We start from the raw sequence: 18,539 nt of genomic DNA, 5'->3' as shown, positions 1-18,539 counted from the left end.
GTCAGAGCAGGGAGTTCAGCCTCCCGTAGGCCTCGGCGTAACCGGCGCGGTCGAGGCGCTCCACGCTCGCGGCGTTGGCCGCGAACGCGCGCATCAGGCCGCGGCGCACGCGCATAGCGGATATGGCGTTGGTCGATGTGAACAGCGTGACCCCGGCGCCCGCGTAACGCGCGCGCAGGAACCAGACAACCGGGGTGAGGACGCGCATCGCGCGCCCGGTGAGCGGCGGAACGAACAGTACCGCGGCAATGATGACGTATTGACCGGTGCCCTCGGCGAACTTCAGCGCGGCCGCCGCCCCCACGGTGGCCAGCGCGCCGGCGGCGAGCAGGACGATCCGCGCGGGGCGGCTGTCGTGCTCGAGGCGCAGATCCTCCAGCCCCTCCAGGTCGTACACCTGGGGGTCGGGTTTCCAGACGGCGTAGACGTCGTCGGTGATGATGACGTCGTGATCCTGATAGAAGACGGTCGGCATAAGTTTCCCCCCTTAGCCTCGCCATCAGTATGAGTCGGCCGCGTCACAGATCGCCAGACCACAAGATGCCATATAGCAACTTGCGCAACCCCCACCGGCCGTGCGACTGCCCGCGACGCGCGCGTTCCCCCTGGTGACGCACCCTAGCGTCACGGACGGCAGGCGATAGACACAAATGGAAATTTCGGCCCGGATGATCTCCCGCGAACGACGAACGGCCAGGCGCGGTCGCCTGACAGTCGCGCGGCCTCCGGTGCGACCGATGAGGTTCGGGACGTTCGCGATCCCGCCGCAAGCCGTGTCGCAGATACCTAATCCCAGGTGGTCGTCCGTCCGATCATCCACGCGACGGCTAGCGTCTTGAAACGCCGAACGCCCGGCTCCGTCGGTGTCGACGGGCCGGGCGTTCGGGCTGGCCTGGAGCGGTGGCGCGGGGATTCGAACCCCGGGAGGAGTTACCCCCTCACACGCTTTCGAGGCGTGCTCCTTAGGCCACTCGGACACGCCACCGCCGAAGAGGTTACCTGACCCGCCTACCCCATCCGCGCGGGGGCTCACCATTTGGCAGGATCACGGGTATGAGCACGCACATCGGCGCCGAGCCGGGTCAGATTGCCGAGCGGGTCCTGCTGCCTGGAGACCCCCTGCGGGCGAAGTGGATTGCCGAGACGTACCTCAAGGATGCCCGCTGCTACTCCACCGTGCGCAACATGCTCGGGTTCACGGGCACCTTCGACGGCGTCGAGGTCTCCGTGCAGGGGTCCGGCATGGGGATGCCCTCCGCCAGTATCTACGCGCACGAGCTGATCAACGACTACGGCGTCAAGGCGCTGATCCGGGTCGGCAGCTGCGGGGCGATCCAGGACTCGCTCAAGCTGCGGGACGTGGTGGCGGCCATCGGGTCCAGCACCGACTCGAACATGAACCGGGCGCGGTTCGACGGGCTCATCGACTACGCGCCGGTCGCCGACTTCGGGTTGCTGCGCACCGCCGTCGACGTGGCCGCGGAGAAGGGGATCTCGATGCGGGTCGGGCCGATCCTGGCCGCCGACGCGTTCTACACCGACCGGCCCGACCTGTACGACCGGCTCGCCGACTACGGGGTGCTCGCGGTGGAGATGGAGTCCGCCGCGCTGTACACGATCGCGGCTCGGTTCGGGGCGCGAGCGCTGACCCTGCTGACGGTCAGCGACCACATCAAGACCGGCGAGCGCACGACCGCGCAGGAGCGGGAGCAGACGTTCGGCCAGATGGTCGAGGTCGCACTCCAGACGATCATCGCTTAGAGCAAAAGCGATTAAACGCGGCAAACCCGATATAAGGTATAAATCCGAAATGTCGCTCGCTTGCGGGCGACATTTCGCTATGCCACAACGACTCACGGAACAGCGCCGAGACAGCGCCCCAGACGGTGCTCACGAGGCCAAGGCTGTCGTGGGAGACAGGCGCGCGGCTCGCATCGCCGGGTAGAGGCCCGCTATCGCGCCGATCAGCCCTTCCGGCGGCTCCGGTCGCGGACCGGATCGGCCCGTGGGACGGGCCTGGGGCTTTCCATCGTCCGGTCGGTCGCGCTCGCACACGGCGGGACGGCCGAGGCGGAGCCGCGCGAAGGCGGCGGCCTCAGGGTCACGGTGACCCTGCCCACACAAAACTAACCGACCAGTCGCATTTATTGTTTGGTACCGTCGGGTCATGACTGCGATCGACGGCCGCCTCGCGCGCGGCGAGCGGGCCCGGACCGCCGCGCTCGACGCCGCGATCGTGCTCGCCACCGAGTCGGGCCTGGACGGGCTCTCGTTCAACCAGCTCGCCGAGCGCCTCGGGGTGAGCAAGTCGGGCCTCTTCGCGCACTGGCGCACGAAGGAGGAGCTGCAGCTCGCGGCGATCGAGCACGCGCAGGAGCGGTACACCCGGGTCGTGGTCCGGCCGGCGCTGCACGAGCCGCGCGGGCTGCGCCGGCTGTGGGCGATGCACGAGCGCCGGCTCGCCGACGTGGCCTCGGGCGACCTGCCGGGCGGGTGCTTCTTCTGCAACGCCCAGTTCGAGTTCGCGGCGCGGCCCGGCGTCGTGCACGACCGGCTCGCGGCCGCGCTGGAGCTGTGGCACGTGCTGCTGGAGCGGCTGATCACCGAGGCGATACAGCTCGGCGAGCTGCACCCGGACACCGACCCGGCGCAGCTGTCCTTCGAGCTCAACGCGCACGAGACCGCGGCGATCTACGAGTCCCGGCTGCTGCCGGCGAGCCAGATCTACAACTACGCGCGCACCGCCGCCCTGGTGCGGCTGCGCGGCCTGAGTCCGACACCCGAGCTCCTTCCGGAGGCATGAGATGAGCACAGCGGTACTTCCCGGGTACGTCGCCCCGTTCGTGGTGCACTTCGACGACCTCGACGCGATGGGGATCGTGCACAACGCCCGGTATGCGGTCTTCCTCGAGCGCGCCCTGTCGAACTGGTGGGCCGAGCGCGGCCACTCCTACGCCGGGGGCCGCCCGACCACGTCGGACGTCATGCACGCCGTCGCGGAGTACTCGATCTCCTACCGCACCCCGGTGCGCGGCACGGGCGAGATCGGCGTGCACTTCTGGCTCGAGTCGCTCGGCGAGAGCAGCGCGGTGTACCGCTTCCGGATCCTGTCGGCAGACGGCCGGACGGTGCACGCGGAGGGCCGGCGGGTCAACGTGAAGCTCGACCCGCGGACGCTGCGCCCGGCCCCGTGGAGCGACCACGCCCGCGAGACCAGCCGGCCCCTACTCGCGGTGCCCGGCGAAGAAGGCGCGCAGCAGGGCTGAGGACTCGTCCTCCAGGACGCCGCCGATCACCTCGGGCCGGTGGGTGAGCCGCCGGTCGCGCAGCACGTCCCACAGCGACCCGGCGGCGCCCGTCTTGGGCTCCCAGGCCCCGAAGACGACCGTGCCGATCCGGGCCAGCACGAGCGCCCCGGCGCACATGGTGCACGGCTCCACGGTGACGACGAGGGCGCACTCCTCGAGCCGCCAGCCGTCCCGCTCGCGGCGCCCGGCGGCGCGGCGCAGGGCCACCATCTCGGCGTGGGCGGTCGGGTCGCCGGTCAGCTCGCGCTCGTTGTGGGCGGCCGCGAACTCCGACCCGTCGGGACCGAGGATGACCGCCCCGATGGGCACGTCCGGCCCGGCGCAGGCGGCGACCTCGAGCGCGCGGCGCATCGCCGGCTCCCACCGGCGCCCCACCGCGCTCACCCCTCGCGCAGTTCCTCGATTTCGTCCCCGGCGCCGATGGCCTGGCAGATCTCGGCGGTGAGGTCGGCCGGCAGCATCCCCTCCTGGGCGCACAGCTCGAGCAGCTGCCCGCCGGGCATGCCCAGGTCGGCCAGCAGCTCCGGGTCGCCGACCGGCTCGATATCGGGCTCGGCCGCCGGCCGCTCCTCCTCGTCCTCCTCGTCGGACGGCTCCTCGGCGATCTCGGAGACGTCGGGCAGCCGCTCCTCGACGTCGCCCAGGAGGATCGCGCCCAGGCGCGACTCCTCGGCGAACACCGAGTCGGAGCCGAAGACCCGCAGGTCCTCGCCCTCGTCGAGGCGCAGGATCACCAGATAGGCGTCGTCGGACTCGACGAACAGCAGCGAGATGGACGCCTCCGGATCGGCGTCGCGCAGGCGATCGGTGATCTCTTCGATGTCTGCGACGCCACTGAGGTCGAGCTCGGCAGCGGCCCAGCTCCCAGCGCCGCGCGTGACAGCGGCAGCGAAGTGCGACACGGTCCCCCCGGTCGGTGCTCGTCGGTACGCGTGAACACTATTCGAGCGGGTTGCTGCTTGGCACCAAAGGGCCCCGGAGTTCAGTCGGCGAGTCGTCGCCGGTTGGCGATCAGCTCGCGCAGGCGGTCGGCGCGCAGCCGGCGCGGGTGGAGCCGCTCGCGGATCGCCTTGGCGTCCGCCAACTCGACCAGCAGCGCGAGCCGCCGGCGACGCCGCTCGGGGTCGAGCCGCTGCAGCCTCAAAGCCATGTTGCTGAGAGTGATCCTCGCCGGAGTCCACGTCAAGATGACGGGCCGAAGTCCGATGAACCACTACTCGGCGTGTCCGGCCGACGCCCGAAGGCTTCACCCGGACGGTCACCACAGCAGCCAGTCACCCCCGGCGAGCCGATACGCCACCAGGATCCCGGCGACCGCCAACGCCACCCCGCTGGAGGCCGCCACGCCGACGGCCACACCGCGGTCGCCGAAGCGGGCAAGGATCGCGGCCGCGGCCCAGGCGAGGAGCCCGGCGACGATGGTGATCCAGACGTACCCCCGGGCGGATCCCGTCATCAGCAGGCCGAACAGCAGCATCCAGCCGGCCCCGGCGGCGGCGCCGGCGGCGACCATCTGTGCGCGGACCGGCAGCGGCTCGCGATACATCGGCCGAGGCTGGCTGACCTTGAACACCGGCGGGCGCAGGGCGCCCTGCCAGGCCCCATATGCGGCGGCGGGCGTCGGCGGCCGGGCGGTGCTCAGCCGCGGCGGCGGCCCGACGACCGGCGGCCCCATGACCTGCGGCCCCATGGCGCCCGGCCAAGGGGTCCACCCCGCGGTCGCCTGCGGTGCGGTTGCCTGGGGTGCGGCGGTCATCGGCGGGAAGGCCGTCGCCCGGGGGAACGCCGTCGCCTGCGGGCGACCGGGGGGCGAAGCGGGAGCCGGACCGCCCGGTTCCTTCCACTGCGACTCGCTCACTGCCACACCAGCAGCTTAGCCCGGCCCTCAACCGAAGACCGCGAGCCGCTTCTGGCTCGCCCCGCCGATCGTCGTGAACTCCCCGCCGGCCGTCACCTGGTGCAGCGCCTCGCTGGCGGCCAGGGAGCGCACGCCGACGATCCCGTTGGCCTGCGGCGCCCAGTCCAGCAGGGCGCCGGTGCGGTAACTAGATGTAATCGCGCGAATAGTCAGCAATAGGACGGCATGGGTCGTTCGGCGGGGCGTCCCGAGCCGAACGGGTGATCAGGGGATGTGCGAGAGTTCCGCAGTGCGTGATGCGACGTTGAACGTGGCGGTGATCGGGCTCGGGCTGATCGGCGGATCGGTCCTGCGGGCGCTCGCGCTGCACGGCCACCGCGTGAGCGGCTACGACGCCGACCCGGCGACCAGGGCGACCGCGCGCACCGCGGCCGCGCAGGCGCCGGCCAACGCGCGCTGGCACGTGACCGCGTCGATCGGCGACGCGGTGCGCGACGCCGGGCTCGCGGTCGTCGCGGTGCCGCTGCCGGCCGTCGGCGCGGTCTTCGACGAGCTGGCGTCGCTCGGGTACGTCGGCGTCGTCACCGACGTCACCTCGGTCAAGGGTCCCGTCCGCGACCTCGCCGCCGACCGGCTGCGCACCGGCGGGCAGGCGCTGGCCACGTTCATCGGCGGCCACCCGATGGCGGGCCGCGAGACGTCCGGGTTCACCGCCGCCGACCCGCGGCTGTTCACCGGCTGCGCCTGGGTGCTGTGCCTGAGCGAGGACGGCGCAGGCATCCGCGACTGGGTCGAGCTGGCCGCGCTCATCACCGGACTCGGCGCCCGGGTCGTGCCGGCCACCGCCGACGAGCACGACGCCGCCGTCGCCGCCATCTCACACGTGCCGCACCTCGTCGCGGCGGCGGTCGCCGCGCTGATCTCCAACGACCCGCTCGCCGGCACGCTCGGCGCCGGCTCGTTCCGCGACGGCACCCGGGTCGCCGCCGCCCGCCCGGAGCTCACCGCCGCGATGTGTGGCGGCAACGCGCCGGCGGTCGGCCGGGCCTTGGACGCGGTGCTCGCCGACCTCAGCGCGGCGCGCGCGGCGCTCGACGGCGCCGACCCGATCGGCGCGCTCACCCCGTGGCTCACGCCCGGGCACAACGCGCGGCTGGCCTGGCCGCCGGAGCCGGGCGAGTCCGCCGACCTGCCGGCGCGCGCCGACGTGCTGCTCCGCCTAGGCCGGGTCGGGGGCTGGATCGAGTCGGTCTCCGCGGACCGCCGGACCGTCCGCGCCGTCCGCCCGGCCTGAGAACACGCGCTCGTCCGTCACCACCGCGGTGACCAACCCGGCCGGGGTCACGTCGAAGGCCGGGTTCACCGCGGCCGTGCCCGCGGGTGCCGCCGCCCCGGCCACCTCGGCCGCGCCGCGGTCCTCGATCTCGACGTCGGCCCCGGACGCCGTCGCGAGGTCCACCGTGGACTCCGGCGCCACGCAGATGAACGGGATGCCCGCCGCCCGCGCGCCGAGCGCGTGCGCATACGTGCCGATCTTGTTGACCACGTCGCCGTTGGCGCAGATCCGGTCCGCGCCGAGGATCACCGCGTCCACCTCGCCGCGGGCCATCAGGAACGGGCCGGCCGAGTCGACGGCCAGTCGGTGCGGTACACCGGCCCGGGCGAGCTCCCACGTGGTCAGGCGGGCGCCCTGTAGCAGCGGGCGGGTCTCGCTGGCGATGACGCCGCCGAGGTCGCCCCGGCGGTACAACTCGAAGACCACCGCCAGCGCGGTGCCCTCCACGACGGTGGCCAGCCCGCCGGTGTTGCAGTGGGTCAGCAGCCTCGCGCCCGGTCCGCACAGGCGCCGCACCAGGTCGGCGCCGCGCCGCGCCATCTCCGCGGAGCTCGCGATCTCCTCGTCCCTGATGCGCAACGCTTCCCGCAGCACGGCGTCGAAGGACGGCAGCAGCGCCGCCGCGCGTTGCGCACCGCGGGCCAGGTTGACCGCCGTCGGCCTCGCCGTTCGCAGCAGGTGTACCGCACGATTCCGCGCCTCTTCGCCGGAATGCTGCCTGGCGGCGAGCGCCACCCCGAGCGCGCCCGCCACCCCGAGTGCCGGCGCACCGCGCACGGCGAGCCGCCGGATCGCGTCGACGAGCTCCTCCACGGTCTCCAGCCGCAGCAGCACGGTCTCGCCGGGCAGCCGCGTCTGATCCACGATGACCACGGCCCCGTCGATCCAGTCAATGGTGCGCATCCATGCTCCGTTCACCCCGGCCGGGTCTGGCTTTCACAAAAGCGCCAACGCGGAACGTTGACGCGCGTACATTCGGTTTTCATGAGCTCCGTGCTGGTGCTCGCGGCGGTCCCGATCGTGCTGGCCGTGGGGCTGCTCGCGTTGATGAAGGTGCCGACCAATCTCCAGCTGACCGTCACCGAGGCCGCGCTCGTCATCGAACCGCAGGGCCTGGACGGCTGGTGGACGCGGCGGGACCGGATCGACGTGCCGGTGGCCGCGATCGCCTCGATCCGCATCGGGCCGCGCACGGAGGCCCCGCCGCTGCCGCGCCGCCGGGGCGGGCTGCACATCGACGGCGTCATCACCGCGGGCCCGCACGGCGATACCTTCTGGGACGTACGCCGCGGCGACCAGCTCCTCATCATCAAATGCCTGCCGGGGGCGGAGTTCGGGACGCTGGTGCTGCAGTTCACCAACCCGTTCGCCACGCTGACCCGCACGCGAACGGTACTCGCCCACCAGCCCCAGCGCGCCTGACCTGCCCCCGTAAGGCCGGATAGCCTGGAGCGCATGCCGTCCGCGCGTGACCCGCTCGCCGATCTGCGTCGCATCGCGTACCTGCTGGAGCGGGCCCACGAGAAGACCTACCGCGTGCGGGCCTTCCGCGGCGCCGCGGCCAAGCTGGCCAAGCTCCCCGAGGGCGAGCTCGCCGCGCGGGCCAGGGCCGGGACGCTCACGGAGCTCGCCGGGGTCGGGGACGTCACGGCGCGGTGCGTGGTCGAGTCGCTGGCCGGGGAGGAGCCGGTCTACCTGCGCCGGCTCGAGGCGACCGCCGGGCAGGACCTCGACGAGGCCACCGCCGCCCTGCTCCGGGCGCTGCGCGGCGACTGCCACGCGCATTCCGACTGGTCCGACGGCGGGTCGCCGATCGACGAGATGGCCATGGCCGCGGCGCAGCTCGGGCACGAGTACCTCGTGCTGACCGACCACTCGCCGCGGCTCACGGTGGCGCGGGGGCTGTCCGCGGAGCGGCTCGAGGAGCAGCTCGACGTGGTGGCCGGGATCAACGCCGGGTTCGCCGGGCTGGGCATGGAGTTTCGGATCCTGACCGGCATCGAGGTCGACATCCTCGCCGACGGGTCGCTCGACCAGACCGACGAGCTGCTGGGGCGACTCGACGTGGTGGTCGGCTCGGTGCACAGCAACCTCAAGGACGAGCCCGAGGTCATGACCCGGCGGATGGTCACCGCGCTGGCCAATCCGCACCTGGACATCCTCGGGCACTGCACCGGGCGCCTGATCACCGGCGGGCGCGGCACGCGGGCGGAGAGCCGGTTCGACCCGGCGGCGGTGTTCGGGGCGGCGGTCGAGCACGACAAGGCGATCGAGATCAACTCCCGGCCCGAGCGGCTCGACCCGCCCAAGCGGCTGCTACGGGTGGCGCTCGAGGCCGGCTGCCGCTTCGCCATCGACACCGACGCCCACGCGCCCGGCCAGCTCGACTGGCTGCCCAACGGGTGCTCCCGCGCCGTCGCCTGCGGCGTCCCCGTCGAGCGGATCGTCAACACCATGCCCGCCAAGGACCTCCTGGCGTGGGCGGCGTCGCACAAATAGGCCCTGCGAGATGCCCACGCCGGCCAGCACGATGAGGCCGCCGACGGGCTGGTGCCAGGTGAGGTGCTCGCCGAGGAACACGACGCCGGCGATCGCGGCCACGAACGGCGGGAAGTACGTGACCATCGAACCCGTCGTGACGCCCGCGGTCTGCACGACGTGGTAGTTCAACGCGAAGGCGATCCCGGTGCCGAAGATGCCGAGCGCGAGCACGCCGAGCCACACCCTCGGCGAGAGGTCCAGCGGCGACGGTGGCAGGCCGGCGACGAGCGGCGCCGCGATGACGAGGTGCAGCGTCGACATGATGAGCTGGCCGGCGGAGAGCTGGAACGGCGAGATCTCGAAGTGCTGCATCAGCCAGCGGGTGTAGTTGAAGGCGATGCCGTAGCAGGTGACCGCGCCGAGCAGCATCAGCTGGCCGGCCAGGGAGCTGCCGCCGACGCCGTCCCAGACGCCGAGGACGACGAGCACGCCGAGGAATCCGGCCAGCAGGCCGGCGATCTGCCTGCGGCTCGGCCGCTGCGAGCGGACCGCGACCAGGGTGACCACGAGCGTGGTCAGCGGGGCGGTGCCGTTCCAGATGCCGGCCAGCACCGAGGGTACGCGCTGCTCGGCGTAGCCGAAGAGGGCGAACGGTACCGTCGAGGCGAAGAGCGAGAAGACGAACAGGTGCCCCCAGAGCCGGGCGCCGCGGGGCAGCGGCAGCCGGCGCACCGCGAGCAGGATCAGCAGCGTGACGGCGCCCAGGGCGATGCGGTAGAGCGCGATGTACACCGGCGCCAGCCCCGCCAGCGCGTCCTTGATGAACATGAAGCTGGTGCCCCAGATGAGGGCAACGGCGGCAAACGCCGGCAGCCAGCGTTTGACGTCAGGGGCGGGGCTCGGCATAGCCCTTACTCTGCACCGGCGCGGGTGGCCCTGTCGCGCGGGTTTGGGACCTTGAACCGCAGGTCAAGCCACCCGTTGGGAATTGGCCTGCGGGTGTACCACCATGATCGCCTCCGTGCCGTAGGGTCGGCCCGTGGGTTCTATCGATGACATCGCCAACAGGTATGTCGAGCAGTGGGCGCCCCTCGACCCGATCGGGGCGACCTTCGTCGGCGTGGCCGGCCACGACGACCGTCTGACCGACCTCTCGCCCGACGGCTTCGCCGCACTCGCCGACCTCGATCGGCGCACCCTCGCCGCGCTCGACGCCGAGACGCCCGCCACCGAGACCGAGCGGGTCGCCAAAGAGGCCATGCAGGAGCGCCTCGGGCTGGCCCTCGAGCGCTACGAGGCCGGCGATCTCACCAGCGACGTCAACGTGATCTCCAGCCCGCTACACGGGGTGCGGAGCTCGTTCGACCTCATGCCGACCGCCGGCGAGGAGGCCGTCGCCAACATCCTCGCCCGGCTCGCCGCGGTGCCGGCGGCGCTCGCCCAGTGGCGGCAGACGCTGCTGCACGAGGCGCAGCGCGGCCACGTCGCGCCGGCCAAGCAGATCGTCGAGGTGGCCAAGCAGTGCGAGGTCTGGGCCGACCTCGAGGGCGACAACTTCTACCCCGACCTGGCCGCCCGCATCGGCGCGGACAACCCGGCGCTCGCCGCCGACCTGGCCCGCAATGCCGAGGCCGCGCGCGCCGCGACCGTCGAGACGGGCGAGTTCCTGCGCCGCGAGCTGGCGCCGCTGGGCCGGCCGAAGGAGGCCGCCGGGCGCGAGCGCTACCAGCTCGCCTCGCGCTACTTCCTGGGCGCCACCGTCGACCTCGACGAGGCCTACGCCTGGGGCTTCGAAGAGCTGGCCCGCCTCGAGTCGGAAATGCGCACGGTCGCGGACAAGATCGTGCCCGGCGGGACCGTCGACGAGGCGGTCGCCGCGCTCGACGCCGACCCGGCCCGCACGATCCGCGGCAAGGAGGCGTTCCGCGACTGGATGCAGGAGCTCGCCGACGCCACCGTGCGGGAGCTCAACGGGCGACACTTCGACATCCCGGAGCAGGTGCGGCCGATCGAGTGCATGCTCGCCCCGACGTCGGACGGCGGCATCTACTACACCGGCCCGAGCGAGGACTTCACCCGCCCCGGCCGCATGTGGTGGGCGGTGCCCCAGGGCGTCGACAGCTTCTCCACCTGGCGCGAGGTCACCACGGTCTACCACGAGGGCGTCCCCGGCCATCACCTCCAGATCGCGCAGACGTACGTCCGGGCCGAGCTGCTCAACCGCTGGCGCCGGGTGCTCGCGTGGTCGTCCGGCCACGGCGAGGGCTGGGCGCTCTACGCCGAGCGTCTGATGGACGAGCTGGGGTATCTGTCCGACCCCGGCGACAAGCTCGGCATGCTCGACGGGCAGGCGTTCCGGGCCACCCGGGTCATCGTCGACATCGGCATGCACCTGGAGCTGGAGATCCCGCGGGACAACCCGTTCGGCTTCGCGCCCGGCGAGCGCTGGACGCCCGAGCTCGGCTGGGAGTTCCTGCGGGCGCACTGCCGGGTCGAGGAGAAGAGCCTGCGCTTCGAGCTCAACCGATACCTCGGCTGGCCCGGGCAGGCGCCGTCGTACAAGCTCGGCGAGCGCGCCTGGCTCGCGGCCCGCGCCGACGCCCAGGCCCGCAAGGGCCCGGCGTTCGACCTCAAGGCCTTCCACCGCGACGCGCTCAACCTCGGCTCGCTCGGCCTCGACCCGCTGCGCGCCGCGCTCGCCCGGCTCTGAGCCCGGTGAACGCCATCCCGGCCGGGCCGCTCGACGGCCTGCTCGTCGCGGACTTCTCGCGCGTCCTGGCCGGGCCGCTGGCCGCCATGACCCTGGGCGACCTCGGCGCCGACGTGGTCAAGGTGGAGCGGCCCGGCACGGGCGACGACACGCGCGCCTGGGGCCCGCCGCACGCGCCCGACGGCACGTCGACGTACTACCTCTCGGTCAACCGCAACAAGCGCGGCGTGGCGCTGGACCTGGCCTCGCCCGAGGCGCTGGACCTGGCCCGCCGGGCCGACATCCTGGTGGAGAACTTCGCGCCGGGCACGATGGAGCGCTTCGGCCTCGGCTACGAGCAGCTGCGCCCCGCCAATCCCGGGCTGATCTACGCGAGCGTCACGGGCTTCGGCCGGGCGGCGCCCTCCCCCGGGTACGACTTCCTGGTCCAGGCGCTCGGCGGCCTCATGTCGATCACGGGCGCGCCGGGCGGCCCGCCGACCAAGGTGGGCGTGGCGCTGGTGGACGTGCTCGCCGGCCAACAGCTGACGTCCGGCATTCTGGCCGCGCTGTACGCCCGGCAGCGCACCGGCCGGGGGCAGCGCGTCGAGGTGAGCCTCCTCGGCAGCGTCCTCGCCGGCCTGGTGAACCAGGCCTCGGCCGTGCTCAACGCCGGCGTCGTGCCCGGCCGGATGGGCAACCGCCACCCGAGCATCGCGCCGTACGAGACCTATGCCACGGCCGACGGCGACCTCGTCCTGGCGGTCGGCAACGACGGCCAGTTCGAGCGGCTCCGCGCGGCGCTGGGCCTGGCCGGCGACGAGCGGTTCGCGACCAACGCCCGCCGGGTCGAGCACCGCGAGGCGCTGGCGGAGGCCCTGGAGGCCGTCCTCGCCGCCGCCCCGGTCGCGCACTGGGTGGAGGTGCTCACCGCCGCCGGCGTGCCGTGCGGGGCCGTGAACACGGTCGCGGAGGGAATCGCGCTGGCCGAGCGGCTCGGGCTGGCGCCGGTGGTGGACCTCGACGGGCGGCGCTCGATCGCATCGCCGATCGAGCTTTCGGAGACCCCGGTGACGTATCGGCGGCCGCCGCCCGACCTGAAATAAGGGATGAGTCCGGACACGGGGGTGTCCGGACTCATCCCCGGTCAGGCGGCGTACGCGATGCTGAGGTCGGGCGCGGTCAGGATGTTCGACTGCACGTACACCAGCTCGATCGTGCACTCCGTGTAGAACCCGGGCAACGGGACCGGCGGAGGCGGGGACGAGGGGGTGAACGTCTGCGGCAGCAGGCCGAGCACCTTGGCGGAGAAACTGGTGGTGTAGAACTTCACGTCGCCCTCGACGGTGAGCTTGCTGCTCTTCGTGACGAGCAGCTTCCCGGCGCCGGGGGTGTCGAGCTCGAACGGCGTGGAGACCGAGTTCCGCATCGAAAACGCCAGCACCTGCACCGTCGAGCCGTCCTTGTGCGGCAGCTCGGCGACGCCGTCGTAGATCAGGCCGTCCATCGTCATCGCGTCGGCCTTGAGGATCGACGGCTCCTTGGCGACGGACGGCTGCCCGGCCGCCAGCTGTGCCTTCTTGTTGTTCGGCGTCGGCGAAGGGCTCGCGCAGGCCGCCGGCTTGCTGGCCGCCGGCATGGACGGGGTGGCCGGGGTGGACGGGGTGGTGCTCGTCGCCGGCGGCGGGGTGACCCTCGTGCTCGGCGAGGCCGCCGCGGTGGCCTCCTTCTTGCTGCTGCCGCCGAACAGGTCGCCGAGCCAGCCCAGGACGCCCCCGGACGTCTGCTCGGTCTGCGACGGCGTCGGGCTCGCGGCCGGGGTCGGGGCACCGGTCGCCGGGGCGCCGGTGGCCGTCGGGGTCGCGGTCGCGGTCGCGGTCTTCGCCGGCTCGGACGACGTGGACGACGCGCACGCGGCCGGCGCGGCGTAGGCCCCGCCGGTGTGGTTGGTGACTCCCACGATCGACGCGGTCAGGACCGCAGCCATCAGCATCGGGCCCAGGTGACGCCGCTTGGGCAGCTCACCCGGGCCTACCGCTGGGGGGCGCTGGTCATCGGCGCTGCCCGCACCGTTCCCTTCGTGCAGCGGGCTGACCCGCGCCGTCGGCAGTTCGTCGGTGAGCACCCCCGAGCTGGGGCGCTGCGGGGGTATCGGCGGTCCGGGCCGCTCCGCGGTGTCCTCGGCGAGGATGTCGTCGAGGCGGGTGTCCTCGTAGTACGTCTCGTCGGCCGGCCCCGGCGGCAGGTCCTCGTCGCCGGTGGCCGCGGGGGCCGCGACGCCCGGCGCCCAGGCGACGGCGAGGCCGCCGCCGACGAGGCCCAGGACGGTGCCGAGGAAGAACCCGCCGAGGTTGAGGCCGATCAGCGAGTACAGCGCGGTGACCGTGCCGAGGATGCCGTAGAAGAGGCGCTGCTGGGGGGTGAACCAGCTCAGCGCCCCGCAGAGCAGCATCACCAACGGAAGCACGTACGACAGGAAGCCCGTCGGTCCGAAGTGGACCTCCAGCGCGAGCTTCAGGTTGCCGCTGAGGAAGAGCTCCAGACCCGACAGGATCAGGAACAGTCCACCCCAGAACGGCCGTTGGGCGCGCCACCCACCGAAAGTCGCACGGTTTTTCGCGTGCGCGGCGTGCGAGGTGGTCACTGCGTCCTCCAGATAGCGGTTCACAAAGGGGGGGCCCGCGGGTGTTCACCCGCGGGCCCTGACGGTGCTGTTAGAAGCACTCCTCCGGGTTGCCCACGGAGAGGCCGAGGTCGAGGCCGCTCAGCTTGAACGTGCCGGCGGAGGTGGACCAGGCGACCTGCTTCAGGTTGGTGATGATCACCGAGTCCGCCTGCTGGGCGAAGCTGCCCTGCAGGCCCTTGGCCTCGGGGCCGCCCTTGGTGAGGTCGGAGGCGTCGATGCCGATCTGGATGTTCTTGAACGTGGCGTCGCCCTTCAGCGACGACATGTCGATCAGCAGGTCGGTGGCCTCGGCCGGGTTGTTCGCGTCCCGACCGGCGCGGATGACCATGGAGACCGGCAGGCCGGGCACCTTCACCGACTGGCAGAGGTTGTACAGCTTGGCGCTGGAGATGCCGGAGACGGCCACGAAGTGGTTCTTCGGGTCGGCCGGGTTCTGCGGGTTGCCGCCCTTCTCGGTGGCCAGGCCACCGTACTGAACGAACCCGGTGCCGTCGAGCTTGTCGGCGGACACCTTGAACTGGCTGCCGGACACGTTGAACGACGCGGCGATGGCGCCGGTCGCCTGGCCGAAGACGATGGCGCCTGCGATGAAGCTGGCCGGCACGACGACGGTAGCGAAACGCTTCCATCTCGTGCGGCCCTTCACCGCGCTGCCCTGAGCTACGGACACGTAGGGCTCCTCTGGTCGCGGGGTGCTGGTGGTGCGGCGCTCCTGCCTTGCGGGCGCTCGCATCGCGCTGCCGGACCGGCCCCCGGGGCTGCCGGGCGGATGTTCCAAGTGGTTCCAGAGGTCGGGTCGGCGCGTGCGCACGATGTTGCCGGGTCCCTCGCGCGCGTACAAGGCCGGTCGTTACTGGCCGGTAACCCAGATTCATTGAAATTTATACGCTCCGTAGTGGGTTACCGGGGCGTTTCCACGCGGTGACCGACTATCAAAGCCATCCAATTCGGACGGACATTCACTGTGACGACTACCACAGGTAGCGAATCTTGACCATTGTCACGGTTCTATAACGACAAACCCACGAGGTTCTTTTCTGGCATCGAACCTCCTGAGTTTGCTGACAAATGCCGCGAAAGCCGCCTCACGAAAAACTCGGCATTGCGCAGCCCGCGCGCCCGATGGTTAGTTAAGCCCCATAACTAACGAGGGGTGGCCGCCATCCACCCGACACGTTGGTCACCGCACGACAGAGGGTCGGCGCCCCGCGTCCAGCGGCTGCTTTTCGCAAGCGCGGTCGGCGCGCGTCTTGCCTGGCTGAACCCCCGCAGCTCAGGAAGGACACCGCACATGGCCCCATCCCCGCGCCGGTGGCGGCGGCTGCTCACCGCAGCCACCCTCGTCGCCGGCAGCACCGTCGTGGCCGCCGTGGCACATGCCCCGGCCGCCGCGGCCGTTCCCCTCCCGGCCAGCGACTACCAGCACGTCCAGCTGGCCCTCGGCAGCGCCGCGCTCGGCGAGCCGATGTCCCTGGCCGTCATGCCGGACCGGTCGGTGATCCACACCGCTCGTGACGGCACAGTCCGCGTCACCGACGCCACGGGCAACACCAAGGTCGCCGCCAAGCTGTCGGTCTACACCCACGACGAGGAGGGCCTGCAGGGTGTCGCCATCGACCCCGGCTTCGCCACCAACCGGTGGGTGTGGCTGTACTACTCGCCGACCCTGACCACGCCGGCCGGCGACGCGCCCGCCACCGGCACGGATACCGACTGGGCGAAGTGGAAGGGTCACCTCAACCTGTCCCGGTTCACGCTGAAGGCCGACAACACGCTCGACCTCACCAGCGAGAAGATCGTGCTCACCGTCGACAACGACCGCGGCATGTGCTGCCACGTCGGCGGGGACATCGACTTCGACGCGCAGGGCAACCTGTACCTGACGACCGGCGACGACACCAACCCGTTCGAGTCCAACTCGTACTCGCCGATCGACGAGCGGACCAACCGCAATCCGCAGTACGACGCGCAGCGCACCTCGGCCAACAGCAACGACCTGCGCGGCAAGCTGCTGCGGATCAAGCCGAACACCGACGGGACGTACTCGATCCCGGCCGGCAACATGTTCGCGCCGGGCACCGCGAAGACCCGCCCGGAGATCTACGCGATGGGCTTCCGCAACCCGTTCCGGATGAGCGTCGACAAGCCGACGGGCATCGTCTACATCGGCGACTACGGCCCGGACGCGGGCACCACCGACCCGAACCGCGGCCCGAACGGCCAGGTCGAGTTCGACCGGGTCACCGGGACGGGCTTCTTCGGCTGGCCGTACTGCACCGGCACCAACACCACGAACGAGACCTACAACAAGTGGGACTTCGCCACCAACACCAGCGGCCCGAAGTTCAACTGCGCCGGCGGCCCGGCGAACGGCTCGTTCCGCAACACGGGCCTGACCACCCTGCCCGCGGCGAAGCCGAGCTGGATCCGCTACGGCGGCGACGCCGGCAGCCCGCCGGAGTTCGGCAGCGGCTCCGAGTCGCCGATGGGCGGCCCGGTGTACCACTACGACCCGAACCTCAACTCGACGGTGAAGTTCCCGCAGTCGCTGGACAACAACTACTTCGCCGGTGAGTACGGCCGCAAGTGGATCAAGCCGGTGCTGATCAACGCCGACGGCTCGCCGGGGACGATCTCCACCTTCCCGTGGGCCGGCACGCAGGTCATGGACATGGAGTTCGGGCCGGAGGGCGCGCTCTACGTGCTCGACTACGGCACGGGCTCCAACAACCAGGCCTTGTACCGCGTCGAGTACGTCGGCGGCGGCAACAAGGCGCCGATCGCGAAGCTCACCGCGGACAAGACCTCCGGGCCCAACCCGCTCACGGTGAACTTCTCGTCGGCGGGCAGCTCCGACCCCGAGGGCGGCGCGCTCACCTACGCCTGGGACTTCGACGGCAACGGCACGACCGACTCGACGGCCGCGAACCCGACGTACACGTACACCACCAACGGCACGTACACCGCGAAGCTGACCGTGAAGGACCCGCAGGGCGCGACCGGCTCGGCGAGCACGGTGATCACGGTGGGCAACACGGCGCCGACGGTAAAGCTGACGCTGCCGGCCAACGGCCAGCTGTTCAACTTCGGCGACACCGTGCCCTTCTCGGTCACGGTCACCGACCCGGAGGACGGCACGATCGACTGCTCGAAGGTCACCGTGACGTACTTCCTCGGCCACGACCAGCACTCCCACCAGATCACGTCCAAGACGGGCTGCTCGGGCTCGATCACGGTGCCGGTGGACGGTGAGCACGACGCGGCGGCGAACGTCTACGGCATCTTCGACGCGTCGTACACCGACAAGGGCGGGCTGACCGGCCACGGGATCAACACCCTGCAGCCGAAGCACCGGCAGGGTGAGCACTTCGCCGCCCAGTCCGGCATCCAGATCGCGAGCCACGCCACGGCCGAGGGCGGCGCCACCGTCGGCTTCATCGACAACGGCGACTGGGTCTCGTTCTCGCCGTACCTGCTGAACAACGCCACGCAGTTCACCGCCCGGGTCTCCTCGGCCGGGGCCGGCGGCACGATCGAGGTGCGCGCCGGGTCGGCGACCGGCACACTGCTCGGCACCGCCACGGTGACCCCGACCGGGAGCTGGGACACGTTCACCAACGTCACCGCGAACATCTCCGGCGCGCCGAGCACGGCCACCACGCTGTACCTGGTGTTCAAGGGCGGCAGTGGCAACCTGTTCGACCTCGACGCGTTCACCTTCAACACCGGTACCGCGACCGCGCCGGTGGTGAGCCTCAAGTCGCTGACGAACAACCTGTACGTGTCGGCGCCGAACGCGACCACCGCGCTGATCGCCAACTCCTCGACGATCGGCACCGCGCAGCAGTTCGACCTCGTCGACCTCGGCGGGGGCAAGGTGGCGCTGCGGGCGAAGTCGAACGGCCAGTACGTCTGCGCCGAGAACGCGGGCGCCAACCCGCTGCTCGCCAACCGGGCGGCCGTCGGGTCCTGGGAGACGTTCAACCTGATCCGCAACGCCGACGGCACCAAGAGCCTGCAGGCGACGGTGAACGGGATGTACGTCACCGCGGAGAACAACGGCGCTGGGTCGCTCATCGCCAACCGCACGGCCATCGGCCCCTGGGAGAAGTTCGACATTCCCGGGGCATGATGTTCGATATTGATGGGTAACGCTTGACACTCTTCGTTTGAACATGAGT

18 protein-coding genes, 1 tRNA gene and 2 pseudogenes are annotated in these 18,539 nt (G+C 71.5%); 10 read left to right on the top strand and 11 right to left on the bottom strand.

Annotated features, from left to right (window positions below; translation table 11 throughout):
* Position 1 precedes the first annotated feature (1 nt).
* Together ACGFI8_RS07750 and ACGFI8_RS07745 are read right to left on the bottom strand one after the other, a co-directional pair.
* Entirely contained in the window at positions 2 to 475 is a 474-nt protein-coding gene (locus tag ACGFI8_RS07750) for a DUF6232 family protein (RefSeq protein ID WP_392801497.1), read from the bottom strand.
* A 423-nt stretch (positions 476 to 898) separates the two neighbouring features.
* Positions 899 to 985: transfer RNA gene (locus ACGFI8_RS07745), tRNA-Ser, on the bottom strand.
* Between the two features lie 68 nt (positions 986 to 1,053).
* Here ACGFI8_RS07745 and deoD point away from each other — a divergent pair.
* The 4 genes and pseudogenes from deoD to ACGFI8_RS07725 all read left to right on the top strand — a co-directional run bounded on the left by deoD (position 1,054) and on the right by ACGFI8_RS07725 (position 3,266).
* Positions 1,054 to 1,761 (top strand): purine-nucleoside phosphorylase, encoded by a 708-nt coding sequence (gene deoD, locus ACGFI8_RS07740; protein WP_392801494.1) that lies wholly within the window; start codon positions 1,054 to 1,056, stop codon positions 1,759 to 1,761.
* 204 nt (positions 1,762 to 1,965) lie between these two features.
* Positions 1,966 to 2,130, top strand: a pseudogene (locus ACGFI8_RS07735) (ATP-binding protein); the annotation flags it as partial.
* A gap of 37 nt (positions 2,131 to 2,167) precedes the next feature.
* Positions 2,168 to 2,803 carry a TetR/AcrR family transcriptional regulator gene (locus ACGFI8_RS07730; RefSeq protein WP_392801492.1) on the top strand — a complete coding sequence of 212 codons (636 nt, stop codon included), beginning with the start codon at positions 2,168 to 2,170 and terminating at the stop codon, positions 2,801 to 2,803.
* 1 nt (position 2,804) lies between these two features.
* A complete protein-coding gene (locus ACGFI8_RS07725; protein ID WP_392801489.1) occupies positions 2,805 to 3,266 on the top strand; it encodes an acyl-CoA thioesterase in 462 nt (153 codons plus the stop codon).
* On the opposite strand, the gene ACGFI8_RS07720 is transcribed toward ACGFI8_RS07725, so the two are convergent.
* The 5 genes from ACGFI8_RS07720 to ACGFI8_RS07700 form a co-directional block, all read right to left on the bottom strand.
* Positions 3,225 to 3,659: a nucleoside deaminase gene (locus ACGFI8_RS07720; protein ID WP_392802847.1), complete on the bottom strand. Its 435-nt coding sequence runs from the start codon at positions 3,657 to 3,659 to the stop codon at positions 3,225 to 3,227. The genes ACGFI8_RS07725 and ACGFI8_RS07720 overlap by 42 nt on opposite strands.
* Positions 3,660 to 3,688: 29 nt before the next feature.
* Entirely contained in the window at positions 3,689 to 4,210 is a 522-nt protein-coding gene (locus ACGFI8_RS07715; protein WP_392801487.1) for a tRNA adenosine deaminase-associated protein, read from the bottom strand.
* An 80-nt stretch (positions 4,211 to 4,290) separates the two neighbouring features.
* Positions 4,291 to 4,458 carry a hypothetical protein gene (locus ACGFI8_RS07710; RefSeq protein ID WP_392801484.1) on the bottom strand — a complete coding sequence of 56 codons (168 nt, stop codon included), beginning with the start codon at positions 4,456 to 4,458 and terminating at the stop codon, positions 4,291 to 4,293.
* Positions 4,459 to 4,566: 108 nt separating this feature from the next.
* On the bottom strand, positions 4,567 to 5,064 hold the full coding sequence (locus ACGFI8_RS07705) for a hypothetical protein (protein ID WP_392801481.1): 498 nt from the start codon (positions 5,062 to 5,064) through the stop codon (positions 4,567 to 4,569).
* Between the two features lie 129 nt (positions 5,065 to 5,193).
* Entirely contained in the window at positions 5,194 to 5,382 is a 189-nt protein-coding gene (locus ACGFI8_RS07700; protein WP_392801478.1) for a hypothetical protein, read from the bottom strand.
* Between the two features lie 73 nt (positions 5,383 to 5,455).
* On the opposite strand from ACGFI8_RS07700, the gene ACGFI8_RS07695 reads away from it, so the two are divergent.
* On the top strand, positions 5,456 to 6,460 hold the full coding sequence (locus tag ACGFI8_RS07695) for a prephenate dehydrogenase (RefSeq protein ID WP_392801476.1): 1,005 nt from the start codon (positions 5,456 to 5,458) through the stop codon (positions 6,458 to 6,460).
* On the opposite strand, the gene mtnA is transcribed toward ACGFI8_RS07695, so the two are convergent.
* The gene (mtnA, locus tag ACGFI8_RS07690; protein ID WP_392801474.1) at positions 6,386 to 7,405 is read right to left on the bottom strand and encodes an S-methyl-5-thioribose-1-phosphate isomerase; all 1,020 of its coding nucleotides are present in this window, start codon (positions 7,403 to 7,405) and stop codon (positions 6,386 to 6,388) included. The two genes, ACGFI8_RS07695 and mtnA, sit on opposite strands and share 75 nt — an antisense overlap.
* Positions 7,406 to 7,486: 81 nt before the next feature.
* Here mtnA and ACGFI8_RS07685 point away from each other — a divergent pair, with 81 nt between their 5' ends.
* Positions 7,487 to 7,924, top strand: a complete 438-nt coding sequence (locus ACGFI8_RS07685) for a hypothetical protein (protein ID WP_392801471.1) — start codon at positions 7,487 to 7,489, stop codon at positions 7,922 to 7,924.
* A gap of 33 nt (positions 7,925 to 7,957) precedes the next feature.
* Entirely contained in the window at positions 7,958 to 9,001 is a 1,044-nt protein-coding gene (locus ACGFI8_RS07680; RefSeq protein WP_392801468.1) for a PHP domain-containing protein, read from the top strand.
* Positions 9,002 to 9,073: 72 nt separating this feature from the next.
* On the opposite strand, the pseudogene ACGFI8_RS07675 reads toward ACGFI8_RS07680, so the two are convergent.
* A pseudogene (locus ACGFI8_RS07675) lies at positions 9,074 to 9,811 on the bottom strand (DMT family transporter); the annotation flags it as partial.
* 211 nt (positions 9,812 to 10,022) lie between these two features.
* On the opposite strand from ACGFI8_RS07675, the gene ACGFI8_RS07670 reads away from it, so the two are divergent.
* Positions 10,023 to 11,693: a DUF885 domain-containing protein gene (locus ACGFI8_RS07670; RefSeq protein ID WP_392801465.1), complete on the top strand. Its 1,671-nt coding sequence runs from the start codon at positions 10,023 to 10,025 to the stop codon at positions 11,691 to 11,693.
* 5 nt (positions 11,694 to 11,698) lie between these two features.
* Entirely contained in the window at positions 11,699 to 12,778 is a 1,080-nt protein-coding gene (locus tag ACGFI8_RS07665) for a CaiB/BaiF CoA transferase family protein (RefSeq protein WP_392801463.1), read from the top strand.
* 41 nt (positions 12,779 to 12,819) lie between these two features.
* Here the strand turns inward: ACGFI8_RS07665 and ACGFI8_RS07660 are convergent, their stop codons facing one another.
* Positions 12,820 to 14,316 carry a DUF6114 domain-containing protein gene (locus ACGFI8_RS07660; protein ID WP_392801460.1) on the bottom strand — a complete coding sequence of 499 codons (1,497 nt, stop codon included), beginning with the start codon at positions 14,314 to 14,316 and terminating at the stop codon, positions 12,820 to 12,822.
* A gap of 70 nt (positions 14,317 to 14,386) precedes the next feature.
* Positions 14,387 to 15,028: a DUF6230 family protein gene (locus ACGFI8_RS07655; protein WP_392801457.1), complete on the bottom strand. Its 642-nt coding sequence runs from the start codon at positions 15,026 to 15,028 to the stop codon at positions 14,387 to 14,389.
* 621 nt (positions 15,029 to 15,649) lie between these two features.
* Between ACGFI8_RS07655 and ACGFI8_RS07650 the strand changes: the two genes are divergently transcribed.
* The gene (locus tag ACGFI8_RS07650; protein WP_392801454.1) at positions 15,650 to 18,490 is read left to right on the top strand and encodes a carbohydrate-binding protein; all 2,841 of its coding nucleotides are present in this window, start codon (positions 15,650 to 15,652) and stop codon (positions 18,488 to 18,490) included.
* Positions 18,491 to 18,539: the final 49 nt, after the last annotated feature.

The organism is Dactylosporangium sp. NPDC048998 (genome assembly GCF_043197855.1).
Classification (GTDB): Bacteria; Actinomycetota; Actinomycetes; order Mycobacteriales; family Micromonosporaceae; genus Dactylosporangium.
Note: the sequence above shows the minus strand (reverse complement) of the source record. Positions and strands in the feature narration are given on the sequence as shown.